The organism is Microvirga makkahensis, assembly GCF_009830105.1.
Lineage (GTDB): Bacteria > Pseudomonadota > Alphaproteobacteria > Rhizobiales > Beijerinckiaceae > Microvirga > Microvirga makkahensis.
Map to the genome: position 1 here is coordinate 125,676 of NZ_WURB01000007.1, position 23,667 is coordinate 149,342.

Here is a 23,667-nt window from a genome sequence, read left to right on the forward strand (position 1 = left end):
CACGCATTCGTCCGTTGCACCAGATGCACGGCTGCGAGCCAGTCTCTTATGTGAGCCCTCTGTGGCTGGGCCGACGGCTGTGCCGCCGGTCCGTTTGCGTCAGCGGCTCGACCACTCCGGTGTGGGGTGCTGCGGCGGCTTCGCGGCAAGATCCTCTGGGAACACCGTGACGTGTTTGCCGTCCTGGATCTGCAGGATGAGGCTCCGGATCGGGTTCTGGCCCTGGAAGCCGTCGGCGCTCTTGAAGCTTACGGTTGTCACGGGAGTCGTGATGTTGGTCGCAGCCAATGCCTCGCGTACGGATTCACGCGACTTCGGATCGGCTCGACGCAGCGCATCGGCAGCGACCATCAGCGCGAGATAACCCTCCGCCTCATAGAACGAGGGTTCACCGCCGGCCTTGGCCTTCAGGCGTTCATAGAGTTCCTGAGCGCCGGGATACTTCACGTCCTGGCTCCAGCTTACGGCCGTTGCAACGTAGTCTGCCGATTCTCCGACTTGCTGGACGAAGCTCGGAAGAGCCGCGGACGTATCGATCGCGATGACCTTGGCGTTAAGGCCGACCTCACGCATCTGACGGGTGATTGCGACGCCATCCTCCGCATAGGACACGATATAGAGGACATCAGCGTTGGCGCCGCGGAAGCGGTTGAGAATCGGACGAAAATCGGTGACGCCTTGATCATAGGCCTGATCCCCGACGACCTTGTATCCCCGCTCCGAAGCGAGACGCTTGCCCTCCTTCGCAAGCGAGGTTGGCCACGCGCCGTTCCCGTAAAGCATGGCGACCGTCTCGAGAGGCACATCCTTCTTCGTGTTCTTGAGATGATCGAAATAATCGAAATATGCTTTCGCGACGATCGTCGAATTGTGCTTGGCGCGGAACACCCAGGGCGAACCCGGTTTCGTGATGCTGTCATCCGCGCTGCCCAGAACGATCAGTGGGACCTTCTGGCGGGTCAGGAACTGGGCAAGTGGCCCTGTGATCGAGGAGGCATAGGAGCCGATGACAAGCGGAACGCCTTTGCTGGCGAAGCTCTCAGCCGCGGCGAGCGCGCTCTTCGCTTCAGACCGGTCGTCCTGGATGGACAGGGTAAGCTGTTGACCCTTGATACCTCCGTTCGCATTGATCTCGTCGAGCGCAACCTGAAGGCCGGTGCGGTAACGTTCGCCGAACGCAGCGAAATTTCCTGAAAGGCTGTTGATGACGCCGATCTCAACCTGCGCCTGAGCAGGAGCGCCGACCACGGACAGAGTGGCTGCCAATGCAGCGGCAATAGCAATTCTCATTTGTTCCCTCATCGTGTGCCTGCTTCACGGGGAAGCCGTTAGCTGCGGGTGAGCCCATTATGCAGCGCGTGCAGCCTAGTGTGCGGGTAAGAGCCTTGCCAAACGTTTTTTGTCGAAAGAGCCTAGCCGGACTTTATCTTCCATTGCAAATTGACCTTCCCAATGTTCGCATGCCTGAGCTGCGAGACGCGGCGCTGTTTTATTGTAACGAGGAACGCTGCATGGTTGTGCTGGAAAGTGATCCCTTCAGTCAGGGAGGGCTATTGGAATTCGCCCGAAGGTTTCGGAATGGCGAGATTTCGTCCGAGCATGCGACGCGGGCCTACCTCTCCCGCATCGAAGTGCTCGACCCGCTGCTCGGCGCGTTCCAGCATGTTGCCGCCGAGCAGGCGCTCGAGACCGCCCGCGCAATCGATGCGCTCTACGGGGCCGGTACGGATCTGGGCCCGTTGATGGGTGTGCCGGTCGCTGTCAAGGACCTGTTCGTCGTCGACGGCATGCCGACGACAGCAGGCTCCAAGATGAACATCGACGATATCGCTGGCGCAGAAGGCCCCCTGGTCAAGAGCTTGCGTCAGGCAGGTTGCGTTATTCTCGGCAAGACAAAGACCGTTGAGTTTGCCCTCGGCATCACCGGCCTCTCGAGCGCGCAGGGTACGCCTGTCAACCCATGGGACGCACGAACGCCGCGCCTGCCCGGAGGCTCGAGTTCCGGTTCGGGTGTCGCCGTCGCCGCCGGCTTATGTGCTTTCGCAATCGGTTCGGATACGGGCGGTTCGGTCCGCGTTCCCGCCGCATTCAACGGAATTTTCGGGCTTAAGACGACACCGGGTTTCTTCTCGACCGAAGGAGCGTTCCCCCTGGCGCCTCATCTGGATACGCCAGGCCTGCTGACGCGCAGTGTACGGGACGCGGCTATTGCTGTGGCCGCGCTCGCCGGCATGCGTGAAGCCCGCCCCGTTCCTGTCGAGCGGCTGCGGCTCGGCATTCCTCAGGAGTACTTCTTCGACAATCTCGATCCGGCTGTGGAAGCGCAGATCAAGGACGCGCTGGAGGTTCTGTCGGACGCAGGGGCCCGGTTAAGCCCTGTTTCCGTACCGGAGGCGAACGAACGCGAGCGCTATTTCCCCGCGGTTCTTCCGGCCTGCCTTATCGCAACTCTCGGCCGCGAACGCTTCCTTGCCGGTCGCGACCAGATGGATCCGATTGTCGCCAAACGCGCGACGTCCGGACTTGATGTGACGGCAGCCGATTATCTGGCGCTTGAGGCACAACGAAACCGAACCCGTCAGCGCGTGTCCGAGAAGTTCTCCGGATTCGACGGCTGGGCCACTCCGACGACCGCAACTCCTCCGCCTCCCGTCGCCGACTTGGATGACGAACGGAAGGCTCTCGACCTTGCCTTGGGCATGACCCGCAACACGCAGCCTGCAAATTACTTCGCATGTCCCGCCGTGAGCATTCCCCTGCCGCAGAAGCCCGGAAGACTTCCGGTAGGGCTGCAGATCATTTGTCCTGAGGGGGCTGACATGCATGCACTCTCGGTCGCACTTGCGATTGAGGAGGTGCTCGGCACGTCTCGGGCTCCAGACCTGGCGGAATTCGTGGGTTAACGGAACGCAGAACTGCTGAAGGGCTCCGTTCCTTGGCTGGGCAACCTCTCCTTTAGGGGAAATGGTATCCAGGCCGGTTTCTCTTCCAGTAATGAATACTTGCACTGCCCCATCACATGCTGGTGGGGCATGAGCCCCACTCAGGCGGCAAAGTCCCGTCCCCGCTCAACCCTCTCGGCGGATGCTGAGGAGGGTGAAGATAACGCTGCGCCTCGTCATTGTCCTCCCGCATCGGCGGCAGCGGCCAGGACCACCCTAACTGCGCAATTCTTGAATCGGCGTTTTGAGATCGGGTCGGTCGCGTCGAGGGTGACCTTGTTGATGAGCGGCTGGCATCGAAGATAGGTGTTGAGCTTGCCGGACGGTTCTGCCGCACGGCGCGATAACCGACCTTCACCGGCAGCAGCCCTTGGGGACGTTTCCAGATCTCCTCGGGGTGTTTGCGGTGCTCTGGGTTGTTGACCTGCATGTCAGCTAGAAGGGCGTGGGCGCAGGTGCCGACCTACGGGCCGTGCCGCAGGCCGAGGGCTGATCCGTAAGCGAGAGCGGCTAAAGCCGAGGCACCGTCCCTCAACGACCGAGGTTTCCCGGCCCTTTGCGCATCGGCTTGGCACAGGGAGGTTGGCAAAAAAGCTACCTGGAATTCCTGGTCAGGTCGTCAACGGGTCTCTCGGACCCGAACGGGAACGCGCCTAGCATCGGATCGCCGCCGCTCCGCGGCTGAGCGCCAATCACGTTGCCGCTCTTCCAGTGGGTCCTCTGCAAGGCACTGTCATATGGGGACACTCCCTAACGGCAAAGGTTCTATTCACCATGTGAATCAGCATTGAAAGCTGACCCTTGAGGTGACGGAAAACTCAGGTAACAGGCAGCTAGGGATGTTTTCGCAGGCCCATTCATAGCGTCGAGGGCGTCATCGGCGATGATCGATGCTCCCCGTTCGCAGGTCAAGTGCTACGGAAAGTGTCAGATAGAGCAGCGGGGTTTCGTTAGGAAGCGGCAACGTCACTGAGAAACGACACCAACAAAAGAGGCCCCATTTGGGACCTCAGTTTCTCAGAGGGAGGACAATGCTGTCAGCACAAATTAAGTGTCGTTCTCCTGAACAAAATGGTCAATTCACATATCATTACGAATCGTGAGCGGCTTCTACGGAGCAACCATCGCCGCTGCCAATATAGAGGCTGCATAAGCCGACAGGGCCACGAACGGGCCGAGCACTGTGGCCGCGACAACAAGGCTAAGGGCGGTCTTGAAGGTACGCATGACAAGGTTCCTCTGTTGAGCCTCAAGAGTGGTCCCAGAGTGTTAACTTGCGGTTAACCTTGGCTGTAAGGGCAATTGACCGATCGGGTGAGCTTACGCATGGACGCCGTTTCAGCAGTCAGAGGATGTCGAGCCTCTCCCTGCTCTAAGCCCCCGCCTTCGTTTCGCTCCCTGGTGCAACCTGTTTATCCTATCAGTCGGTTGGGAACTCTATGTCGGAACATGCCGTCGTCTTCACGCACGGCGCTTGTCTCGGGAACGCTTGACCGGGAGGCCATGGCGCCGTGGTCACCATTGCGGGAAAGACCAGGTCATCACCGGATGACCCGCTCCACAACAGACAGCAACAAGACGGCAGTGACAGCAGCCATCAAGGTGCTTGAGGCTGTGCCTCCCGGTCATCCATCGTCCTTCGCAGCGACAGCTAACACCGGATCAAAGGGACCACACAAAGGCTTGGTGGATGGAAGGCCGAAGGGCGCCTCAAGGCTGACGGGAAGCCCGTGTGGAACCAGGATCTCCCGATGCAAATGGACGCCTTAACGGTCAACCGGGGCATCAACGGTCTGCCTGGCTAAACGTTGTCCGTTATGGCTCAACTGAACTCTCAGCGCGCCTATGCCCTGGCTCGCGCAGCCAGTGCCTTACGCCACTTCAACGCTGCATTGTTACGCCGTTCGACCACAAGGCGGAAGACACAGGCCGCCATCGCCAATCCCACCCCTGCTCGCCACCAAGTCATGTCCACAGACCGACTGAGATCACTCCAGCCCGCAAGCCTGAGAACCGGCTCCTCGATGGAAACCAGGAGGAGATACGCTATGAGGAACGCGACCACGGCGGTTAGTCCTGCTGCAACGTATTTCATTTCATCCTCACACATTCGCACGCATCAGCGGCGTATCCAGCGTTGATTCACCAAGGTGATGATCAACCCGGGATGGTTAACGAATGTCTGTGTGAAGTCCCATTGTCGTCAGGAAGGGGAGCATGCCTTCGAGATCACGATAGCTGATTGGGAACTGCAGGTATCAGCGCACAGTCCCAGGATGATCTCCGCCGTGAATGCCGACCCTTGAGCGGGTTCTTATTTTTCTTCTTCACCGCCAGCCCCTCTCATCAACCTCGTGTCGTAGCTCAGGCCGAGCGACCTTCAGAGCTACAACAGATCCGCAGGCCCTGCGAGTGGAACAGCTCTCACCCTGTCTTGATCGACATTCGCGACAGAACCCTTCTAGGTGGTGCCGGTTCCGGGAAGAGAGGGCGACCAGTCGGCGCGACGCCGGTGATCGGCTTCCTGCCCTGCCGCTGTTCTCTGGTCAGGCCGTTATTCAGATAGCGCTTCAGGTAGAGCGCCGTCATACCTCGATGTCGGCACTGTCGAAGCAGATTCCTGAGCGAAGATGATCCCCTGTGCGCTCTTAGGTTTTGTAAGCCACCTCCTATTCCTTTCTGAGAAGGACGCCGATATCGCAGTCGCGGCAAGCCCCGCAAACGCAACACAATTCAGTCACCTCAATACGTTGCTCGCCCGCCTGAGACATCGAAGACACCTCCGGTCGTGAACGAGCATTCTTCGCTGGCGAGCCAGCAGATCAAGGCTGCCACCTCCTCGATGGTCCCGAAGCGTCCCATGGGGATCTTCGAAAGCATGTAGTCGATATGAGGCTGGCTCATCTGGTCGAAGATCGGCGTGCGCACAGCCGCCGGGGTGACGCAGTTCACCGTAATGTTGTTCTTGGCGAGTTCCTTGCCGAGCGACTTCGTGAGGCCGATCACGGCAGCCTTCGAGGCGCTGTAGGCGGAGGCATTCGGATTGCCCTCCTTGCCGGCGATGGAGGCCACATTGACGATGCGCCCGTAGGCGCCCGACAACATCGAGGGGACGACGGCGCGATTACAATAGAACAGTCCGTTCAGATTGACGTCGACGACCTTCCGCCAAGCATCGATGGGGTATTCCCAGGTTGTCGTATTAGGCCCCGTGATGCCGGCGCTTGCAACGAGAATATCAATGCCGCCCAAGGCGGAGAGAGTCTCCTCCTGTGCCGCCTGCACAGCATCAGGATCCGTGATGTCGACCCGGACGCCTGTCACTCCACCGCCGATCATGTCGCGGGCTTTCGCAAGCGCACCCGGGCTCATGTCCCAGATCGCCACCTGCGCTCCCTCGGATACGAGCCTCGTGGCTACGCCAAGGCCAATGCCCGATGCTCCTCCAGTTACGATGGCTTTGCGTCCTTGAAATCGCCTATCGCTGCTCACTGCTTGTCCCTCTCTGCCATTGCGATGCCAGTCGCGCCCGATCCCTTCCGGGATCATGGGCCTTCTTCTTGGATTCGGAGATGATGACGATCGCGCTTGCCGCGATCAAGTCGGCGCCAGCAAAGCTTTCCGGCAACATCGTCTCGACGAAGAATATGATCTCTGCCCACGCGAGAAAAGTCGAGGCGCAGAAAGGGGAAGAAGCCAGGGCAGAGGCTCCCGCGTACCGATACGCCTCGCCCACGAGCCACACCGCGCCAGTCCCGGGAAGCCTCATAGCCGCGATTGTCACCACACCGCGCCCCGCAAGGGCGTCCAACCCGATGCTCCGAGGGGGTAATGCTGTCAGAAACACGGTTACCCCGATACCGAACAGGATCGTCTGCGTCCGCTTGATCCGTGACAGCGAGCGCATGATGACGAGCACCACCGCACCGAGCAAGGCGCTGATGAGACCATACAGGGCCAGGCGGTCGATCGACTGAACGCCCCAGAGACGCACGGCAGTGGCGATCCCGCCAAGTCCGAGAATCGTTACGCCGAGCCTGCGGGCAGTCAGCCGCACGCTCAGGCAAAGCGGCGCCAGGATGACGAGGAATACCTGGCTGGAGAAGCTGAGCGTCGTCGCGTGTGCGAGATCAAGAGCCTGGAAGCTCGCGGAATACATCCACCACGAGCCGGCCGAGAGGCCCGCACGGAGCAGGCGGACGCGAAGCCGCTTCGTGCGGAGGATGGGTGGGCCGTCGGCGATCGCGACGGCCGCACTCGCAAGGGCCATTCGGTCGCCGGCGCGGAATGGAGGGATCCGGCCGTTGCCGGCATGGCCTCGAAAAGGCGAGCGCAGATCACCTCTAGATTCGAGAGCAGGCTTGATCCTGTGAGCAATGCCGCGCCGACGGCGAGACCTGACATAGCCACTTCCCGGTCCGGAGGAACTCTCGATACCACGAAGATCGGTGCCGAGGGTTTGGTCTAAATCAGCTCAGGCGTCACATAGAGCGTCCGGCCCGATACCTTGATCTCGACGTCGAGAAGATATTTGCGGACGCCCTCCGGATCGATCTCAACCCCCAGTCCTGGTGCATCGGGAGCCGCGATTTCCCCGTTCCCGTCTCTCTGCAGAGCCTTTGCCGTGAACTCCTGGGCGACGGGCTTGGGCGCGAACGGAAATTCGCAGATCGTGTGGTCCGCGAGACCGGCATAAGGCTGCAGTGACGCACTCAGGGCGAGGTGCGATGTGAAAGTATGGTTCACGAATGTCACATTGCGGGCAGCCGCATAGTCCGCAACCTTCTTAGCCGGCCCGATGCCGCCGATGCGGCCGCAATCGATCTGAATGAACCCGACACCGCCATATTCGATCAGATGCCGCGCCATGGAGACGTTGTGTGCCCCCTCCCCGCCAGCGATCTTCACCTTACCGCTGCGCCGGGCGAGCGCACCATAGGCCTCGAGCGCACTGGCATGGAAAGGCTCCTCCAGCCAGACGGCACCCGTTGCCTCCAGTGCCGCTAGTCTTGCAGCCGCCGCCCCCACGTCCTCGCCCCAGACCTGTCCCACATCGACAAGGAGAATGCCATCCGGTCCGAGCCCTTCGCGCGCTGCACGAAAGTGCTCTTCATCACTCTCGACACGCCCTCGCCCGATCGGCCCCCAGCCGAACTTGACGGCCCTGAAGCCATCCTTACGAGCTTTCACGGCACCCTGGTACGTCTCGTGCGGCTCATCGCCGAAAAGCTGGGACGCATAGGGTGTCTTCTTGTGTGAGGCACTATACCCAAGAAGCTTCCACACAGGTTCGCCTCTCACCTTTCCGAGGAGATCCCAGAGCGCCATCTCGACACCGGAGAAGGTGTGCGCAGCCTGCAGCAGATCCATGCTGTTGTATTCGACCTCCGCAGCGATGCGCGCGATATCCGCCGGAGACTCGATGGTCCGCCCCAGGACCGAGGCGCCGACGGGACGGCATACTCCGTGAGACATGGGGCAGACGAAACCCGCGATTGACACGAGGGGCGAGGCTTCGCACTCGCCCCAACCGCTATGTCCGCCTGCAGTGACGCGCACCAGGAGTGCGTCCTGGCTGCCATCCGCTTCTGTCGTGATCTCAGGCATCGCCAAGTAAAAGAAATCAACTGATTCGATCTTCATAGGTACTACCTGATGGAAATGTTGTTCTTCTGCCACTCAATGCGTGAGGGGTTCAGCCCAACGATGAACGCCACTTTTGTCATGATCCGAACCCTCCCTCTTGAACCTCAGCGCATCACAAGGTGCGGAAAGCCGGAACCATTCTTCTAAGCGCGATGCACTAGCGGCAATAAACGGTAGAGCTCGGAGTGAACTCGATGCTCTCGTCCAGTGGATACATAGGCCGGGCGCAGATCGTGTGTCCGAGGCTCTTCAGGTTGGCCGACGTTGCGCCCGGCGCATCGATATTGAAGTTCTTCTCCACCCAGCCATCATACATGTGGTGCTCCGTGTGGGGTGATTTGACGACGATCAGGTCGAAATCCTGCGGGTCGAGCCCGTTGGAATAGTACATGGCGCGATCGAACAGGCTGACTGCGCGGCTGAGGACCACCACCGTGAAGTTGTCGAAGGTCAGGACCGCGGTCGGGCCCGCGTCGAGGTCGATCTTCATGGTCTCAAGCCGGGAGCGACCATTCGAAAGGAGCTGAACCTCGGCTTGTACCGGCATCGGCTCGAAACGCTCCGCGTCGTAGAAACCGCCGAGCGTGGTCTCGATCCTGGCGCCGACGCCTGCCTTGTGGGCCGCAGCCGCTGCCCGGGGATCGACAATCTGCGCGAGAACGCGATTTCCGTATCGCGCATGGCGCAGCGCCTTGAGAATGGCGTTGGAGTCGCCCGAGGCACCCGACGATGTGGCGTCCGCTGCATCCGTGAAGACTACAGGTCCATCGATGGTGCTCGCCTGGGCGATGGCGCGGTCGAGCGGAATCAGTTTGCCCTGCATCCGGAACCGCTGCGGCCAGAACTCCCCGGCCAGCCGCTCGGCCTCGTTCCGGGCAACGGATTCATCGCCGTCCGTCATCACCAGAACCTGAGAGCAGAGCTCCGGTACGTCGGTAAAAGGATTGCCGATCATGATCCCTGCCGCAATCACGGTTCCGTCCCGTTCTATGCGTTGGCACTCCCGGATTAGGTCACCATAGCATCCGGTTCGCGTGATGAGCTCGTCCCCACGCACCAGCGCTGGAATGATTGCTCGCGCGATCACGGGCTTTATGCCGCCGCGGAGCATTTCTAGCAGAAGTTTGCCGGCACGCCGCCCCGTGTCGGCGAAATCGACATGTGGATAGGTGTGATAGATCGCTAGCCCATCGATCTGGCGCAGCATTCTATCGGTCAAGATTCCATGCAGGTCCAGGGATATCACAATTGGTATGTCAGGTCCCGCCATGCGGCGGATCGCGGTCAGAAGATATCCTTCCGGATCGAGCTCGCCGTCTGCGCCCATAGCTCCGTGCAGCGATACGTAGATGCCGTCCACGCCTGCGATCCGTGTCTCGACGGCGTCAAGGATCTCCGATGATAGCCGTTGCCAGCCGTCGGTCGACAGCAACCCGGCACTGCCTGCCCGCGCTCCAATGGCCGGAACGAGCGTCACGTCGGGCGCGGCCTCAAACACCGACAAGGCTCCGCCGATCGCCGTATTGAGTCCGCGTTGTGCATAAAGCTCGTCACCACGTTCGATATGGAAGTTATCGTATTGAGACGGCAGCGGGTTGAAGGAGGAGATCTCCTGCATGCACTCGACGATCAGAAGCCTTGGCATCATGTTCCTCATGAATTCAGCGAGTAAGCCGGAAGTGTGCCGTCGGCGGCGCGATGGCACGCGACAAGACTATGGTCGGGCGTGGGATCGAGCGGGGGATCGAAGGTCCGGCAGCGGTTCTGCACGAAGGGACAGCGGGACGCAAAACGGCAGCCCTTCGGGATCGCGAGCGCACTTGGCAGATCTCCGGTCAGAGGGTGCCGGTGCCGCGGCTCATCCGGATGGGAGCGTGGGATGGCCGAGAGAAGCGCCTGCGTATAGGGATGCGCCGGGCGTGTGAACAGCGCATCGACATCGGCGATCTCGACGATCCGCCCGAGATACATCACCGCCACGCGGTCCGAGATGTGGCGCACGACTGACAGATTGTGCGAGATGAACAGGTAAGTCAGCTTCAGCTCATTCTGCAGATCCTGCAGGAGGTTGATGATCTGCGCCTGGACTGAAACATCAAGGGCCGATACCGCCTCGTCGCAAACGACGAAGTTCGGCTTCAGCGCGAGGGCGCGGGCGATGCCAACGCGCTGGCGCTGCCCACCGGAGAACTCATGCGGATAACGGGTTACCGCCGAGCGCGGAAGGCGTACGAGATCCAGCATCTCGAGGACCCAGCGCTGCCGAGAGGCGCGGTCGCCAATGCCATGAATGATGTAAGCCTCGGCAATTGCGTCGCCAATCGTCATACGTGGATTGAGCGATCCGTAGGGATCCTGGAAGATGATCTGCATCTGCCTCCGGCTGCTGCGAAGTTCTCCCGTCGACAGCTCCGTCAGATCGCGCCCATTGAAGAGCACGGATCCGGCGGTCGGCTCGATCAGGCGCAGCAGAAGGCGGCCGGTGGTCGATTTGCCGCAGCCGGATTCGCCGACGAGGCCGAGGGTTTCGCCCGAGCGGACCGTGAGGTTAAGGCCGTCGACGGCGCGTGCGCCTACGGATCGTCGTCGGAAAAGCCCCCTCTGGGTGCTGAAGACCTTCGTCACGCCCCGCGCTTCGATCACTGTTTCGAACGTCATGCCAGAGCCTCCTCCTGCGGCTTCTCGAAGCCGAACGGTTGCACGCAAGCGGCAGCCTGATCGGACGATACGAGGCCGAGCCGTGGCGACTCCTGTTCGCAGATATCGCGCCGGAAAGGGCAGCGCGACGCATAGCGGCACCCCTTCGGCATGGCGCCGATGGAAGGCACCGCACCTTCGATGGTCACGAGCCGTCCGCGCGGCCTGTCGATCTCTGGGATTGAGGCCAGGAGGGCGCGCGTATAGGGATGTTGCGGATTGTCGAAAATCTTCCGGACTGGCGCGATCTCGGCCACGCGCCCAGCATACAGGACCAAGACCCGGTCGGCGATTTCCGCGATCACCCCGAGGTCGTGCGTGATGAAGACCAGGGACAATCCCCTCTCCTTCTGCAACTTTCTCAGCAGGTCGAGGATCTGCGCCTGGACGGTCACGTCGAGCGCGGTCGTTGGTTCGTCGGCAATGAGAACCTTTGGGTTCGCCGCCAGCGCAATCGCAATCATGACCCTCTGCCGCATGCCGCCCGACAGCTCGTGCGGATAGCCCCTGACGCGCTGCTCGGGCGAGGGAATCTCGACCTTCCTGAAGAGATTGATCGTCTCTTGCCGGGCCTTCTTGGCGGGTATTCCCTGGCGCCGCAGGACCTCGGCCACCTGATCTCCGACACGCATGACGGGATTGAGCGCCGTCATGGGCTCCTGAAAGATCATGGCGAGATCGCTCCCACGCCTTTCCCGCCAGCGGTCGGGCGATAGCGCCGCCAGATCCTCGCCGTCGAGAACGATACGCCCTGCGGTGCGGCGAACCGCTTTCGGGAGGAGACCCATCACGGACAAGGCGAGCATGCTCTTTCCGCTACCGGATTCGCCGACCACCCCGAGAACCTCGCCTGGCTGGAGGCCGAAGGATACGTCTTCGAGGATCGTGATCGTGCCGCCGGCAAGTGTCGTCGTCAGACCTTTGACCTCGAGAATGGGGCGCGCCATCTTCGTCACCTCAGGTCCTCATCCGTGGGTCGAGGACATCGCGTAGGCCGTCGCCCAAGAGGTTCAGTCCCAGAACCGACACCATGATGGCGAAGCCGGGAAAGATCGTGATCCAGGGCGCCTCCGCAATGAAGTCCCGCCCCTGCGCGATGATGCTGCCGAAGGATGGCGCAGGCGGCGGCGGTCCGACCCCGATGAACGACAGGGCAGCCTCCGCCAGGATAGCCGTGGCGAACACATAGGTGAGACGCACGATCAGCGGACCGAGAGCATTGGGGAGCACATGTCGGAAAAGGACCCGCAGCTCCGTGGCACCGAGAGCCCGCGCCGCCTCGACGAATTCCTGCTCGCGCACAATGAGAACGGAGGCCCGCACGATACGGGCCGTGTGCGGCGTAGTGGCAACCGCCAGGGCGATGATGACGTTCGGAACCGACGCGCCGAGGACGGCCGCAACCGCGATGGCGAGAAGGATGGCCGGGAACGCCATCAGGGCATCCATGAGACGCATCACGGGATTGTCCAGCGGCCGGAAGAACCCGGCTGTCGCCCCGATGAGCGTTCCGGCAACACCGGTCGCGAGTGCCGTCAAAAGGCCGATTGTGAGGGAGATCCGTGCGCCGAAGAGCAACCGCGACAGGATGTCCCGGCCGAAATGATCCGTGCCGAGCCAATAGGTTGCATCCGGAGGGCGAAGCCGCGTCCGGAAACTGCTGCGCAGCGGATCGAAGGGAGCCAGCCAACCGGCGAAGAGGGTTAGAAGAGCGATTGCCAGCACCAGCCCGGCCCCAATCATGAAAGAGCGGTTGTGCACGAGCCGCGATGCCACGTGCCAGGTTGGACTTTGGCTGGCGGTTGCCGGGTCTGATATGACGGCACTCATTCGAGACGCACTCTCGGATCAACAGCGGCATAGAGGATGTCGACGGCAAGATTCACACCGAGATAGATCACGGCCAGGAACAGCAGGCCGCCCTGAATAACTGGATAGTCGCGCGACAGAATCCCGCCGATGATGAGGCGCCCGACCCCGGGAATGGAGAAGACCTGCTCAATGATCACAGCGCCGCCGAGAAGGGCTCCCGCGACGATCCCCGCGACCGTCAGAACAGGAACGAGCGCATTCGGAAGGCCGTGATGGAGCATGATCTCGGTCCGCGTCAGCCCCTTGGCGTCAGCCGTGCGGATGAAATCCTGATTCAGGACTTCCAGCATCGAGGCTCTGGTCATGCGCGCAATGAAGCCGACCTGGATGACGGCGAGCGTCATGGCAGGCATGACGATGCTGTCCAGCCAGCCGAGAGGATCTTCGCTGATGGGGACGTAGCCGCCAGTCGGGAAGAAGTCGAACTTTACGGCCAGCAGCAGGATCAGCATGATCCCGAGCCAGAAATCCGGAACCGACAATCCGAACAGAGCCGCCGTCATGACCACCTGATCGGGCCAGCGGTTGTGATTGACTGCTGCCACAATGCCGGCTGAGACCCCCGCTATGAGAGCTAGCGTGAGGGCTACGCCGGCAAGCGAGAGCGTCACAGGCAGGCGCTCGAGAATGGCGGCGGTCACGCTCCGGTTCAGAAGAATTGAATGACCGAGATCGCCATGCAGAATGCGCCCATACCAGTCAAGCATCTGGATGATCATGGGCTGGTCGAGGCCGAGTTCATGGCGCAGCCGCGCCACCTGCTCCGGGGTCGCGCTGGTGTCGAGGAAGGCTGCGGTCGGATCACCCGGCACGAGCCAGATGATCGCGAACGACATCAGGGACACGAGCGCAAGGACGACGAATGCGCCAGCAATCCGTTTGGCCAGAAACCTCGCCATGACCCCTCCTTTCGGAGGTGGGTAGGGGCAGTGCCCCTACCCACCCAGCATCCTCAGTTCTGCTCCAGCCACACGCCCCACATCCTCGGGATGCGGGATGGTTCGAAGTTCTTCAGCTTCGCGTTCGAGACCTGAAACAGACCGTAGTTGCCGGCCTTCATGGCGACCGCATTGTCGTACATGTGCTTCTGGAAGTCGGAAAAGATCTGCCTGCGCTTGCCTTCGTCCATGGTCGTGGTCAGGGCGGCGTAGAGCTGGTCGATCGTCTCGTCCTTCTTCTGCTGCGAGGTGCCACCAACCCAGGGCGCCATGACCGAGGCCGGCCCCTCGTACGGCTCGATTCCATAGCCGTGAGCCCAGAAGCTCCAGCCCGTTGGCGTGAAACCAATCTTTGAAACAGTCGGCCAATCAGCAACCGAAAGCTCCACGTCGATACCGATATCCTTCAGCCGCTGCTGCACCACGGTTGCCGTATCAGTGTTGGCACGCAGATTATCGACGATAAAGGTGAGCTTCTCGCCCTTGTAGCCGGACTTCGCGAGCAGGGCCTTTGCGGCCTCAAGATCAGCCTGGTTGTACCTTTCCGTGTTGGCGGTCGTGTAGAACGAAGCTCCTGGGTAGAGCCAGGCCCCGTCCATCTGGTAGATATCGGGATACGAGATCGCCATCACCTCTTCCATGTCGAGGGCAGCCTGAACGGCCAGACGGAAGTTCACGTCGCTTGTGGGTGGCTGGGCGTGGTTGAACTTGATCACCTGGAAAGCGAAAGGCAGGACCTTGTAAACGACATATTTCTTGTCGCTCTGGAGACGCTTTGCCGTCGGCCCGTCGACGGTTTCAAGAAGCTGCACTTCGCCTGCCTCCAGCGCGGCGTTGCGGGCGCCTGCTTCCGGCATGAACCGGAAAGTCACAGAGTCGAGGTAGACCTCCTTCCGGCCAGCGAGGCCATCGCGGCCTTTGGCGTTGGGATTGAGTACATACCCGTCGAAACGCTCAATTTTCACGTGGCTGTCGGGCTTGTACTCGACGAAGCGGAACGGCCCAGTGCCGATGTAGTTGATCTGGTTCGCCGGCTTGGCAGCCTCCTCGGCAGGATAGATCGCAATCGGTGCGCGCGGCGAGGAAATATTGTCAAGAAAGGTGGACTGCACTTCCTTCAGGGTGATCGTCACCTCCCGTGGGCCTGTCGCCCGGACGGTATCAATGCCGTTCAGCAAAGCTGCGGAGGCACCGGTCTTCCGATACCGCTCGAGAGAGGCGACGACATCGTTCGCATCGAGCTCCTTGCCGTTGTGGAACTTGACCCCCGAGCGAATCGGGAAAACGTAGGTCTTCCCGTCCTCAGAGATCTTCACACCTTCCGCGAGTTCCGGAACAGGTTTTGCATTATTGTCACGCGCGAACAATGTTTCGTAGATGTGAAGCGTGATGTTGCGCGCCGCCTGCGCCGTAGTCACATGGGCGTCGAGTGACGGGGGAGCCTGGACGATGCCGATAACGACATCCCCCCCCTTGCTCTGAGCGTAGGCCGCCCCGGGGACCGTCAACAGCAGGGCCGCACCCAGTGCAGCCACGCCAGAGCCTTTCCAGTGTTTCATCTCATCCTCCATTGTCCTGGCCTGAGGCCGTACACCCTCCTGCAAGACTCCGGGCATCGATCCCTCGCCTTGTTCTGTTCTATGATTCGCCGCCGGCGGTGCGCTCTTCGGATCTGATGCAGTTCATGTCTTGCCGCCGCGCGGCTGTCGTTCATACGGCTGCGACCGCATCGTCGTAGTCATTCATCACTACGGCGACGACATCGCCTCGTTGCACGCGACCTGGTCCCGATGCCATCCAGAGCACGCCTGACCGGCGGTAGCGAATCTCGATCGGTGCGCGGTCGATGTCCTCGACGAAATGGAGGTAGCCCGCGATATCCTCCCCTTCGACGGTCGCTCCCGCGAGATGCCGCGGTTCGAAGACGCCGCCGGTTGGAGCGAAAAGATAGCAATCCTGATCCCGCACCATCATGTGGCGCGTTCCGGGCGCCCCGTCGCGTTGAGATGTGTCCGGCCTACCTTCCATGACACCGAAGTGCCTGAGGATGTTGGCCAATCCCCGCTTGCCGATGCTGACGCCTTCGACATTGACGCGGCCCCATCCGCCGAGCTCCGTTCCGAGAGACAGGATGCCGCGGCGCTCGACTGAGGAGGTCAAGGTCGCTCCTTCGTCAACTCCCCAGAATACCACATTGAACGGTGCTCCGAAGGCCGCGGCCGCATCCATCGTGCGTTTGCGCATCTGTGCATCAGGCAGATAATGCATGTTGGTCGAAAGAGCCGACTCCATGGAATGCCCGGCGGTGTGAACGTCTACCGAGATGTCCACCAGCGGCAGCACGACTGTGTCGATGAAGTGCGCCAGCATCTCCGAGAATGTGCCGAAGGGATTTCCTGGGAAGCAGCGGTTCAGGTCGCGGTGATCGACAGGCGAAAGGCGCGTATCGTTCAGGACTGCCGGCACGTTGACCGCGGGAAGCATGATGACACGTCCTTGAATGGCCACAGGGTCCAGCGTACGGGCGAGGTCGGAGACCGCGATCTGCCCTTCGTATTCATCCCCATGAACGCCACCGGTGAACAATACTGTCGGCCCGGAGCCGTTTTTCACGCAAACAATGGGGATATCCACCGTGCCCCACCCCGACGTGTTGCGAGATAGAGGCGCCCGCAGATAGCGGGCCTGACGTCCGTCTCTGTCGAAATCTATTCCACATTGAATTCGGCTTTTGGACTCGTCCGTGGCCATTGCCTCATCCCGCAAGCGATCTTGTTTTGCAGATCGTATGTTGGTATACGATCTTACGACGTGTCAATGGTCATCCTGATCCGAGCATGACTCTTCGAAGCAGAAGCACACGGGGCTGGCGGCCCGATGGTCCGGTGCGTTCGGTAGGGAATCCCGGATCAACCAGAAATCTTGAGCGACTGATTCATGAGCAGGACGAAGCCCAAATTAAGAGAAGCGCCAAGTCAGAAGGGCGCCGAAGCCGCTCCGCAAATCGGATGGCAACCATTGAAGCCCCGAACGCTCGTCGACATGGTTATTGATGAGATCGTTGCCGCCGCTGCATCGAGCCGCATTCTTCCCGGGGACAGGATCGTCGAAGCCGAGCTCGCGCAGGGTCTCGGCATCAGCCGAGTCCCCGTGCGGGAGGCGCTGCGGATCCTCGAAAGCCAGGGTCTCGTCGTCAACGAGCCCTATAAGGGGATCCGCCTGCGCACAGTTACGCAGGAGCGGATCGACCATCTGATCGAAGCGCGGGTCGCCTTGGAAACGGCTGCAGCGACGCGGGCCATCATGGCGGGGCGCAACGGCAAGCAGGAAGTGCGACTCCTGCATCACCATATCAGCGAGCTCGAGCTGATGGGAGCGCGTGGAGATGCATATGGGCTTGCAAACGCCGACACCGCCTTCCATCGAGCCTTGTGCCAGTTCAGCGGGAACGAAGTGATCTGCGATCTCTGGGAGATGCTGTCCCGGCAGCTCACCATCATTGTTGGCCTGTCGACCCTCGGGAAGAACATGGCCGATATCGTCCAAGAGCACCGGACCCTTGTGCGCGTTTTCGAGGCCGGTGACCTGAAGGCGATGACCAAGGCTCTCGACGATCACATTAACATCCAGACCCACGCTGTCGATTTCATCGGCCTCATTGCCCGACGGCGAGCGGAGCGGGCATCGGCCCACAAGAGTTGACCCCTCTTCTGGTTTCCCCTCTCCCTTCAAAACAAGGTACTCCACATGCCAGAGACAGCGCCCGGTCACACTCGATACGCGACGGCGATTCCGCCCATCAGGATACGGTCGATCGAGGCAGCTCCCCTTTTTGGCGAGAGTCCGAAAGGGGGATGGTCGGCAGAGATCAAGCCGGAGGACTCGATTCATGCGATCATCGCCGTGCATACGGATGCCGGCATCACGGGATTCGGCAGCGCATTCACCGACGGTCGGCTCGTCCAGGCCGGGCTGAAGGTTCTCGAGCCGCTCTATGCAGGGGAAAATGCGCTTGAACCCGAGCGCGTCACCGAGAAACTTCATCAGAACACCTTCTGGATGGGGAGGGGTGGAACGCTCACCCACGCCATCAGCGGCATCGACATCGCTCTATGGGACATCTTGGGCAAGGCTACCGGAATGCCGGTCGGTCGCTTGCTTGGCGGTACCTATCGGCGCCGGGTTCAGCCCTATTGCTCTCTTCTCATGGAGGAGCCAGCCCGGATGGGCGATGTCATCGCCGAGTACCGCGACAAAGGCTTCCGCGCGTTCAAGATCGGCTGGGGACCATTCGGGCGGGCGTTGGATGCAAGGCTTGATGAAGCGATCGTTCAGTCCGCACGCGAAGCGGCCGGACACGACAACAAGCTGCTCGTGGATGCGGGCGCGAGTGACGCATACTGGCCGCATGGGCTCAAGTGGGCCATGCGGACCGCCGAGATGCTGAAAGACTACAACGTCGGCTGGTTCGAGGAGGCGCTCAAGCCTGATGCACTCGATGACTTCTGCCACCTCCGGCGAGTCAGCCCGGTTCCCATCGCTGGAGGCGAAGTTCTCACCCGGCGCCAAGCCTTCATTCCATGGCTGTCCCGTGGCGCCTTCGATATCGTTCAGCCGGATGTCACCAAAGTCGGAGGCATCAGCGAGCAGCGGCGGATCGCCTGGATGGCAGCCGAATTCGGCGTCAAGTATATCGGCCACGGCTGGAATACCGCGCTTGGGGTCGCTGCCGATCTGCAGATGGCATCGGCCTTCCCGGATGTGGACCTCGTGGAATTCATCGGCGGAAGCCCTTATGTCGACGGCATTCTCGTGAGGCCCTTCGAGCTTGATGACGAAGGCTATCTGTCAATTCCTGAACGGCCTGGCCTGGGCGTGGAGATCGATCGCGACAAAATCCGGAAATTCGTTCCGGATCCGTCACCGTTGTTTCTCTGAATATACGAAGAGCGATCCTGAGACAAAGGAAGCGATCTCGAAAGGCTTAGGCCGGATGCTCTGAATGCGGAGGAATCTCGGCGTCTCACCATCAGGCGCCGATTCGATCTCAGTGTCCCGCCAAAGGGAGCACCGGCTCATGCCGGAATGCCGTCAAGGACGGACAGCTTCTTGTGTAACAGGCTCGCTCTGGATGCATCGGCGGGGTGAAGCTGGAGCACGCGCCTCACCAAATTCGAGCCAATTGTGCTAACCTCTCCCATGGGCGCCCCCCGCAAGCGGTGCCGTTCAACACCTCCCCTGTGGCACGAAGGGGCTGAGAGGCGTCGACCTTATCTGCACCCCCACAGAGTTGTCTGTCTCCTCAACAGGCCACGAGGTAGAGCGGTGCCCGTGGTATGAGCGGACCCTCCTCTCGATCTCGGGTACGTAGGAGCGCTGCACTCAACGGGAGATCGTAGACAGGTCGACCTCGATACTACGCTCCCGCACATCATCTCAGCCAACTCAAGCTAGTTGATTACGTGGTTGAAGTAGCAGCGCACGCACAGCAGGGTGATATCGACCGGAAAACGGCGACGCTTGAACGGTAATGTCATCCATTCATGAAACTCGGAAGGACGAGAACGATCGATGGGAAAACCGCAATGAGCACGAGCAGCACCATCAGAACGAGGAAATACGGTATCGCCGCTCTGGTGACCGCGATGATGTTCTTTCCTGTGATGCTTTGCAGGACGAACAGGTTGAACCCGACGGGCGGAGTAATCTGAGCGGCTTCGATCAGGATGACGATAAAGATCCCGAACCAGATCAGATCAATGCCTGCGCTCTGCACCATGGGCAGCATGACCGAGGACGTCAGCACGATGATGGATATGCCCTCGAGGAAGCACCCCAGAACCAATACGAATGCGGCCAGGACCGTCAACAGCACGTAGGGCGACAGCTGCATCGAGTCCACCCAGGTCGCCAGCGTCCTGGGGATGTCGACGAATGCGACGGCAATCGACAGACAGGCCGCGCAGCCGATGATGAACGAGATCATGCACGACGTCCGCACCGCCGTCAGCAGGCTGTCCATGAAGCTCGCCCAGGTCAGCGTCCGGCTGAACACAGCGAGGATCAGGGCGCCCACCACACCGAAGGTCGCGGCCTCCGTCGGCGTCGCAATGCCCCCATAGATCGACCCGACGACCGCTCCGATCAGCAGCGCCACAGGGATGAGGCTTCGGGACTTGTTGATCCGCTCGAGCAGGCCGACCCGCGGCTCCGGCGGAGGCAGCTTCCCCTTGTTCAGGAGGCTCCAGGCGGCGGTGTAGCCCATGAACAGCATGATCAGCACAATCCCGGGCAGAACGCCCGCGATGAAGAGCCGCCCGATCGACTGTTCCGCGGTCACCCCGTAAACGATCATGACGATTGAGGGCGGAATGAGCAGCCCCAGGGTTCCGGATCCTGCAAGCGTGCCGATCGTCATATGCGGCGGGTATCCGCGCCGGGTCAGTTCAGGCACGCTCATGCGGCCGATCGTGGCGCAGGTTACCGCCGACGAGCCTGCGACGGCCGCCATGATGCCGCAGCCGATGATGTTCACGTGGAGCAATCCGCCCGGGAGGCGGGACAGCCAAGGCGACAATCCGCGAAACATATCCGACGACAGGTTCGTCCGGAACAGGATCTCCCCCATCCAGACGAAAAGAGGAAGCGACGTCAATGCCCATCCCCAGCTGGAATCCCACAGCGTCGACGCGATGAGAGACCCCATCGGGGCGGCCGTGAAGAACTCCATCAAGGCCATGCCGACGATCAGGAGAGCGACCGAGACCCAGACGCCGGAGGCCAGCAGCCCGATTGTCAGTGCGATGAGGACGATAGAGGCTAGGAGTGTCTGATCCATTGATTGTTCCTCAGGCGACGGGTCGGTCGTCTTGATCCAGATCGTGGTCATGGTCATAGCGGGGCTTGCGTCCGCCGATGATCCAGAACAGTTCGTCGAGCAAGGCGACTGCGAAAAGGGTCACGCCGAACGCCACACCGGCCTGAGGGATCCAGAAGGGCATCGCCAGCAAGCCGGGGCTGACGTCATTGAACTCGTGCGACTGAATGGCCAGCAGGATCACGTTCCATGCCAAGTAGCACACGGCCAAAGCCGCGATCAGACAGTTAAAGATCTCCAGAAACCGCCTGGTGCCCCCGGACAGCCGCTCGATCACGACGGTGATCCGCACGTGCCCGCCATGCCCGAACGTGTGGGCCAAGCCGAAGAAGGTCGCGGCGGCGAGACAGAGTCCCGCGGCTTCCGTCGCATCGATGGTGACGCCCCTCATGCGCCCGATGATCTGAGCGAGGATGGAAATCGCGATTCCTATCAGAAAAATCGCGGCGGCATAGCCGCTGTACAGATACAGCCTGTTCAGGATGGGCCTGATCATAAGGGGCATCCTCCTTCAGAGCATGTTTGGCGAAGTGGATCCGGCTCGCCGCGTAAGAAATGCGGCGAACCGAGGAGGAGCGATGTGTCCAAGAGAAATCAGCTCTCGCGATTCACGGCTGAAAGCCTATTGCTTCAGAGCAGCCTGGTACTGCTCATAGACGGCTCTCTCTTCGGGCGTGGCATCCTTGAGCCACTCCTGAACCATCTCCTTGCCGATCTCGTCGATCCGGTCGAGAACATCCTTGGGTGCCTGGGCGATCGTCATGCCATGATCCCTCAGAACCTGCTCACGCTCGGAGCTGGCCTCCTTGGCCATCCTCCAGCCGCGTTCGGTGGCCGCGGCACCCGCATCCATTACGATCTTCCGCACCTCGGCATCGAGCGCACGCATCGCCCGCTCGTTGACGATGATGGCGTTCTTGTTGTGCATCGTGCCCGTATAGGTGAAGTGCTTGACATAGTCCCAAACCTGCACGTCGGTTCCGCTCTGCGCGCTGGTCCAGAGCGCTTGGATCATCCCCGTCGCGAATGCCTGCGGCACTTCGGCGAAGGGCAGGATCAGCGCCTCCATCCCGAGCTTCTCTCCCATGATCTGGGTCTGCTTGGAGTAGATGCGCAGCTTCTGGCCCTTCAGATCCGCCAGCGAGGTCACAGGCTCCTTCGTGAAGAAGCCCTGCCCAGGCCAAGCCACATAGGTGATGACCCGCATTCCGTTCTTGCCAAAAAGCTTGTCGTAGAAGGGTTTCTGAAACTCCATCAGCTTGTACGACTTGTCGAAGTCGGGGACGACGCCAGGGATGTTGTCGAGATTGTACATCGCGGCTTCGTTGCCATAGACGCCCATGCGGATCTCGCCGATCTGCACCTGGCCCGACTGCACGGCCCTCTTGATCGCGTCGAGCTTGATCAGGCTGTCGTGCGGGCGCAGATCGATCTTCAGCTTCCCGTTGCTCTTCGTTTCGACTTCCTTGATGAACTCCCGGATGTTCTTGGTGAAGAAGCTGCTCTCCGGGTAGCCCGACGCCATCGTCCAGACCGTCTGGGCATAGGATGCCGTCGCGGTGACGACACCGGCCACGGAAAGAGCAGCTGCGGCAAGATAGATCTTGAGTGACATGATGTTTCCCTCTGTTCTCCGGATTCTCGGACGAGTTCCGGCAGCGCCGCCACCCTGTCCCGTCTCATTCTATTCAGGATGCTCGCTGCAATGCAGCTGATATGGAAAGCTGTCATCAGTTGTCATATATGTCAACCTCTGACGCCTCGGCAAAGCCCGCCCGCGAAGCGATCAGATTATCGTGAGCGTACAGGCCGCCAAGACGCCCGGGCGCGCAGGAGCATGACGGGCTTAGGCCATGTTCGGCAGCATCCGCCGCGCGATCGCGACGGATCCCACGCTCATCCCTGGTGATGGACAATGCTCGTCAGGTGCGCGGATTTTGAGCACGGTAGCGTTCCAGGCTTCCGGACAGATGGGCGCGCATCGCGTCTCTGGCAGCGTTTGCATCGCGAGCCGTGATCGCTTCCACAATTGCCGCATGCTCCTTCTGGATTGTCGCGTGGTATTCCTGGTCGGACAGACGCCCCGTCTGAAGGCTGCTCATCCGGATCCTGGGTATGATCTGCGGGCCGATGAAGCTCAGGAACTTCTCGAAATAGGGATTGTTGGTCGCCCGGGCGATAGCCATGTGGAACTCGAAATCGCTGCGGCCGCGATCCTGCGCATCGCGGATTTCCTTGGCGACGTCCTTGAAGCGGGCCCTGATTACCTGAAGCTGCCGCGCGGTACGACGTTCGGCTGCGAGGGCCGCGGCCTCAAGCTCAACACTCAGCCGGAGTTCAAGGATGTAGAGAATATCCGTGAGTGCTCCTTCTGATTTCGCATCGAACTCGAAGGGCAGAAGCCTTGTTCTCTCGCTGACGAACACGCCAATGCCCTGCCGCGGGATCACGAGACCGTCGGCCCGCAAGGAGGCGATTGCCTCCCTCACAACGGTACGGCTGACACCATATTCCTGGCAGAGCTCCGCCTCCGTCGGGATGCGAGTGCCCGGAGCGTAGACCTTCGCATCGATCTTCTGCGCCAGTTGCTTCGTCAGTTGCGAAGAAAGGCTCTCTTTTCTGCCCAGCATGAGGCCATCCTTATACGAACACGGCCGAATACACGATGATATGCTAATATGTATGACATATTAGT

General features: G+C 60.8%; 19 protein-coding genes and 1 pseudogene. 3 read left to right on the top strand and 17 right to left on the bottom strand.

Annotated features, from left to right (window positions below):
- Nucleotides 1-99 precede the first annotated feature (99 nt).
- On the bottom strand, nucleotides 100-1,290 hold the full coding sequence (locus GR328_RS11910; RefSeq protein WP_160884750.1) for an ABC transporter substrate-binding protein: 1,191 nt from the start codon (nucleotides 1,288-1,290) through the stop codon (nucleotides 100-102).
- 221 nt (nucleotides 1,291-1,511) lie between these two features.
- On the opposite strand from GR328_RS11910, the gene GR328_RS11915 reads away from it, so the two are divergent.
- Nucleotides 1,512-2,903, top strand: a complete 1,392-nt coding sequence (locus GR328_RS11915) for an amidase (protein WP_160884751.1) — start codon at nucleotides 1,512-1,514, stop codon at nucleotides 2,901-2,903.
- A gap of 361 nt (nucleotides 2,904-3,264) precedes the next feature.
- Here the strand turns inward: GR328_RS11915 and GR328_RS27300 are convergent.
- From GR328_RS27300 to GR328_RS11970, 12 genes and pseudogenes are all read right to left on the bottom strand, one after another.
- Nucleotides 3,265-3,452 (bottom strand): annotated as a pseudogene (locus GR328_RS27300) (hypothetical protein); the annotation flags it as partial.
- Nucleotides 3,453-4,785: 1,333 nt separating this feature from the next.
- Nucleotides 4,786-5,037 carry a hypothetical protein gene (locus tag GR328_RS11920; RefSeq protein WP_160884752.1) on the bottom strand — a complete coding sequence of 84 codons (252 nt, stop codon included), beginning with the start codon at nucleotides 5,035-5,037 and terminating at the stop codon, nucleotides 4,786-4,788.
- Nucleotides 5,038-5,684: 647 nt separating this feature from the next.
- Nucleotides 5,685-6,434, bottom strand: a complete 750-nt coding sequence (locus GR328_RS11925) for a 3-oxoacyl-ACP reductase FabG (RefSeq protein ID WP_160884753.1) — start codon at nucleotides 6,432-6,434, stop codon at nucleotides 5,685-5,687.
- Nucleotides 6,421-7,212: a DMT family transporter gene (locus GR328_RS11930; RefSeq protein WP_160884754.1), complete on the bottom strand. Its 792-nt coding sequence runs from the start codon at nucleotides 7,210-7,212 to the stop codon at nucleotides 6,421-6,423. The genes GR328_RS11925 and GR328_RS11930 overlap by 14 nt, the downstream gene beginning before the upstream one ends.
- 194 nt (nucleotides 7,213-7,406) lie before the next feature.
- Nucleotides 7,407-8,585 carry a mandelate racemase/muconate lactonizing enzyme family protein gene (locus GR328_RS11935; RefSeq protein ID WP_160884755.1) on the bottom strand — a complete coding sequence of 393 codons (1,179 nt, stop codon included), beginning with the start codon at nucleotides 8,583-8,585 and terminating at the stop codon, nucleotides 7,407-7,409.
- Nucleotides 8,586-8,745: 160 nt separating this feature from the next.
- Entirely contained in the window at nucleotides 8,746-10,233 is a 1,488-nt protein-coding gene (locus tag GR328_RS11940; RefSeq protein ID WP_160884756.1) for a M81 family metallopeptidase, read from the bottom strand.
- An 8-nt stretch (nucleotides 10,234-10,241) separates the two neighbouring features.
- A complete protein-coding gene (locus GR328_RS11945) occupies nucleotides 10,242-11,246 on the bottom strand; it encodes an ABC transporter ATP-binding protein (protein ID WP_160884757.1) in 1,005 nt (334 codons plus the stop codon).
- A complete protein-coding gene (locus GR328_RS11950; RefSeq protein WP_160884758.1) occupies nucleotides 11,243-12,232 on the bottom strand; it encodes an ABC transporter ATP-binding protein in 990 nt (329 codons plus the stop codon). The genes GR328_RS11945 and GR328_RS11950 overlap by 4 nt, the downstream gene beginning before the upstream one ends.
- A 10-nt stretch (nucleotides 12,233-12,242) precedes the next feature.
- Nucleotides 12,243-13,115 carry an ABC transporter permease gene (locus GR328_RS11955; RefSeq protein WP_160884759.1) on the bottom strand — a complete coding sequence of 291 codons (873 nt, stop codon included), beginning with the start codon at nucleotides 13,113-13,115 and terminating at the stop codon, nucleotides 12,243-12,245.
- Complete coding sequence (locus GR328_RS11960; protein ID WP_160884760.1) at nucleotides 13,112-14,056, bottom strand: ABC transporter permease; 945 nt, start codon at nucleotides 14,054-14,056, stop codon at nucleotides 13,112-13,114. Before GR328_RS11960 ends, GR328_RS11955 begins: the two co-directional genes overlap by 4 nt.
- A gap of 53 nt (nucleotides 14,057-14,109) precedes the next feature.
- Nucleotides 14,110-15,654 carry an ABC transporter substrate-binding protein gene (locus GR328_RS11965; protein WP_160884761.1) on the bottom strand — a complete coding sequence of 515 codons (1,545 nt, stop codon included), beginning with the start codon at nucleotides 15,652-15,654 and terminating at the stop codon, nucleotides 14,110-14,112.
- 151 nt (nucleotides 15,655-15,805) lie between these two features.
- Nucleotides 15,806-16,729, bottom strand: coding sequence for a succinylglutamate desuccinylase/aspartoacylase family protein (locus GR328_RS11970; protein ID WP_343039366.1), 924 nt, complete (start codon nucleotides 16,727-16,729; stop codon nucleotides 15,806-15,808).
- 384 nt (nucleotides 16,730-17,113) lie between these two features.
- Between GR328_RS11970 and GR328_RS11975 the strand changes: the two genes are divergently transcribed.
- Entirely contained in the window at nucleotides 17,114-17,797 is a 684-nt protein-coding gene (locus tag GR328_RS11975) for a GntR family transcriptional regulator (protein WP_246215828.1), read from the top strand.
- 45 nt (nucleotides 17,798-17,842) lie between these two features.
- Complete coding sequence (locus tag GR328_RS11980; protein WP_160884764.1) at nucleotides 17,843-19,033, top strand: mandelate racemase/muconate lactonizing enzyme family protein; 1,191 nt, start codon at nucleotides 17,843-17,845, stop codon at nucleotides 19,031-19,033.
- 595 nt (nucleotides 19,034-19,628) lie between these two features.
- Here GR328_RS11980 and GR328_RS11985 read toward each other — a convergent pair.
- The 4 genes from GR328_RS11985 to GR328_RS12000 form a co-directional block, all read right to left on the bottom strand.
- The gene (locus GR328_RS11985) at nucleotides 19,629-20,933 is read right to left on the bottom strand and encodes a TRAP transporter large permease (protein WP_160884765.1); all 1,305 of its coding nucleotides are present in this window, start codon (nucleotides 20,931-20,933) and stop codon (nucleotides 19,629-19,631) included.
- Between the two features lie 10 nt (nucleotides 20,934-20,943).
- A complete protein-coding gene (locus tag GR328_RS11990) occupies nucleotides 20,944-21,468 on the bottom strand; it encodes a TRAP transporter small permease (RefSeq protein WP_160884766.1) in 525 nt (174 codons plus the stop codon).
- Between the two features lie 126 nt (nucleotides 21,469-21,594).
- A complete protein-coding gene (locus tag GR328_RS11995; protein ID WP_160884767.1) occupies nucleotides 21,595-22,587 on the bottom strand; it encodes a TRAP transporter substrate-binding protein in 993 nt (330 codons plus the stop codon).
- A gap of 307 nt (nucleotides 22,588-22,894) precedes the next feature.
- Nucleotides 22,895-23,602: a FadR/GntR family transcriptional regulator gene (locus GR328_RS12000; RefSeq protein ID WP_160884768.1), complete on the bottom strand. Its 708-nt coding sequence runs from the start codon at nucleotides 23,600-23,602 to the stop codon at nucleotides 22,895-22,897.
- Nucleotides 23,603-23,667: the final 65 nt, after the last annotated feature.

Bases quoted from the DNA above. Each gene is read 5' to 3' on its own strand.
- GR328_RS11910 (WP_160884750.1), bottom strand. From the start codon at position 1,290: ATGAGAATTGCTATTGCCGCTGCATTGGCAGCCACTCTGTCCGTGGTC.
- GR328_RS11915 (WP_160884751.1), top strand. From the start codon at position 1,512: ATGGTTGTGCTGGAAAGTGATCCCTTCAGTCAGGGAGGGCTATTGGAA.
- GR328_RS11920 (WP_160884752.1), bottom strand. From the start codon at position 5,037: ATGAAATACGTTGCAGCAGGACTAACCGCCGTGGTCGCGTTCCTCATA.
- GR328_RS11930 (WP_160884754.1), bottom strand. From the start codon at position 7,212: ATGGCCCTTGCGAGTGCGGCCGTCGCGATCGCCGACGGCCCACCCATC.
- GR328_RS11935 (WP_160884755.1), bottom strand. From the start codon at position 8,585: ATGAAGATCGAATCAGTTGATTTCTTTTACTTGGCGATGCCTGAGATC.
- GR328_RS11940 (WP_160884756.1), bottom strand. From the start codon at position 10,233: ATGCCAAGGCTTCTGATCGTCGAGTGCATGCAGGAGATCTCCTCCTTC.
- GR328_RS11945 (WP_160884757.1), bottom strand. From the start codon at position 11,246: ATGACGTTCGAAACAGTGATCGAAGCGCGGGGCGTGACGAAGGTCTTC.
- GR328_RS11950 (WP_160884758.1), bottom strand. From the start codon at position 12,232: ATGGCGCGCCCCATTCTCGAGGTCAAAGGTCTGACGACGACACTTGCC.
- GR328_RS11955 (WP_160884759.1), bottom strand. From the start codon at position 13,115: ATGAGTGCCGTCATATCAGACCCGGCAACCGCCAGCCAAAGTCCAACC.
- GR328_RS11960 (WP_160884760.1), bottom strand. From the start codon at position 14,056: ATGGCGAGGTTTCTGGCCAAACGGATTGCTGGCGCATTCGTCGTCCTT.
- GR328_RS11965 (WP_160884761.1), bottom strand. From the start codon at position 15,654: ATGAAACACTGGAAAGGCTCTGGCGTGGCTGCACTGGGTGCGGCCCTG.
- GR328_RS11980 (WP_160884764.1), top strand. From the start codon at position 17,843: ATGCCAGAGACAGCGCCCGGTCACACTCGATACGCGACGGCGATTCCG.
- GR328_RS11985 (WP_160884765.1), bottom strand. From the start codon at position 20,933: ATGGATCAGACACTCCTAGCCTCTATCGTCCTCATCGCACTGACAATC.
- GR328_RS11990 (WP_160884766.1), bottom strand. From the start codon at position 21,468: ATGATCAGGCCCATCCTGAACAGGCTGTATCTGTACAGCGGCTATGCC.
- GR328_RS11995 (WP_160884767.1), bottom strand. From the start codon at position 22,587: ATGTCACTCAAGATCTATCTTGCCGCAGCTGCTCTTTCCGTGGCCGGT.
- GR328_RS12000 (WP_160884768.1), bottom strand. From the start codon at position 23,602: ATGCTGGGCAGAAAAGAGAGCCTTTCTTCGCAACTGACGAAGCAACTG.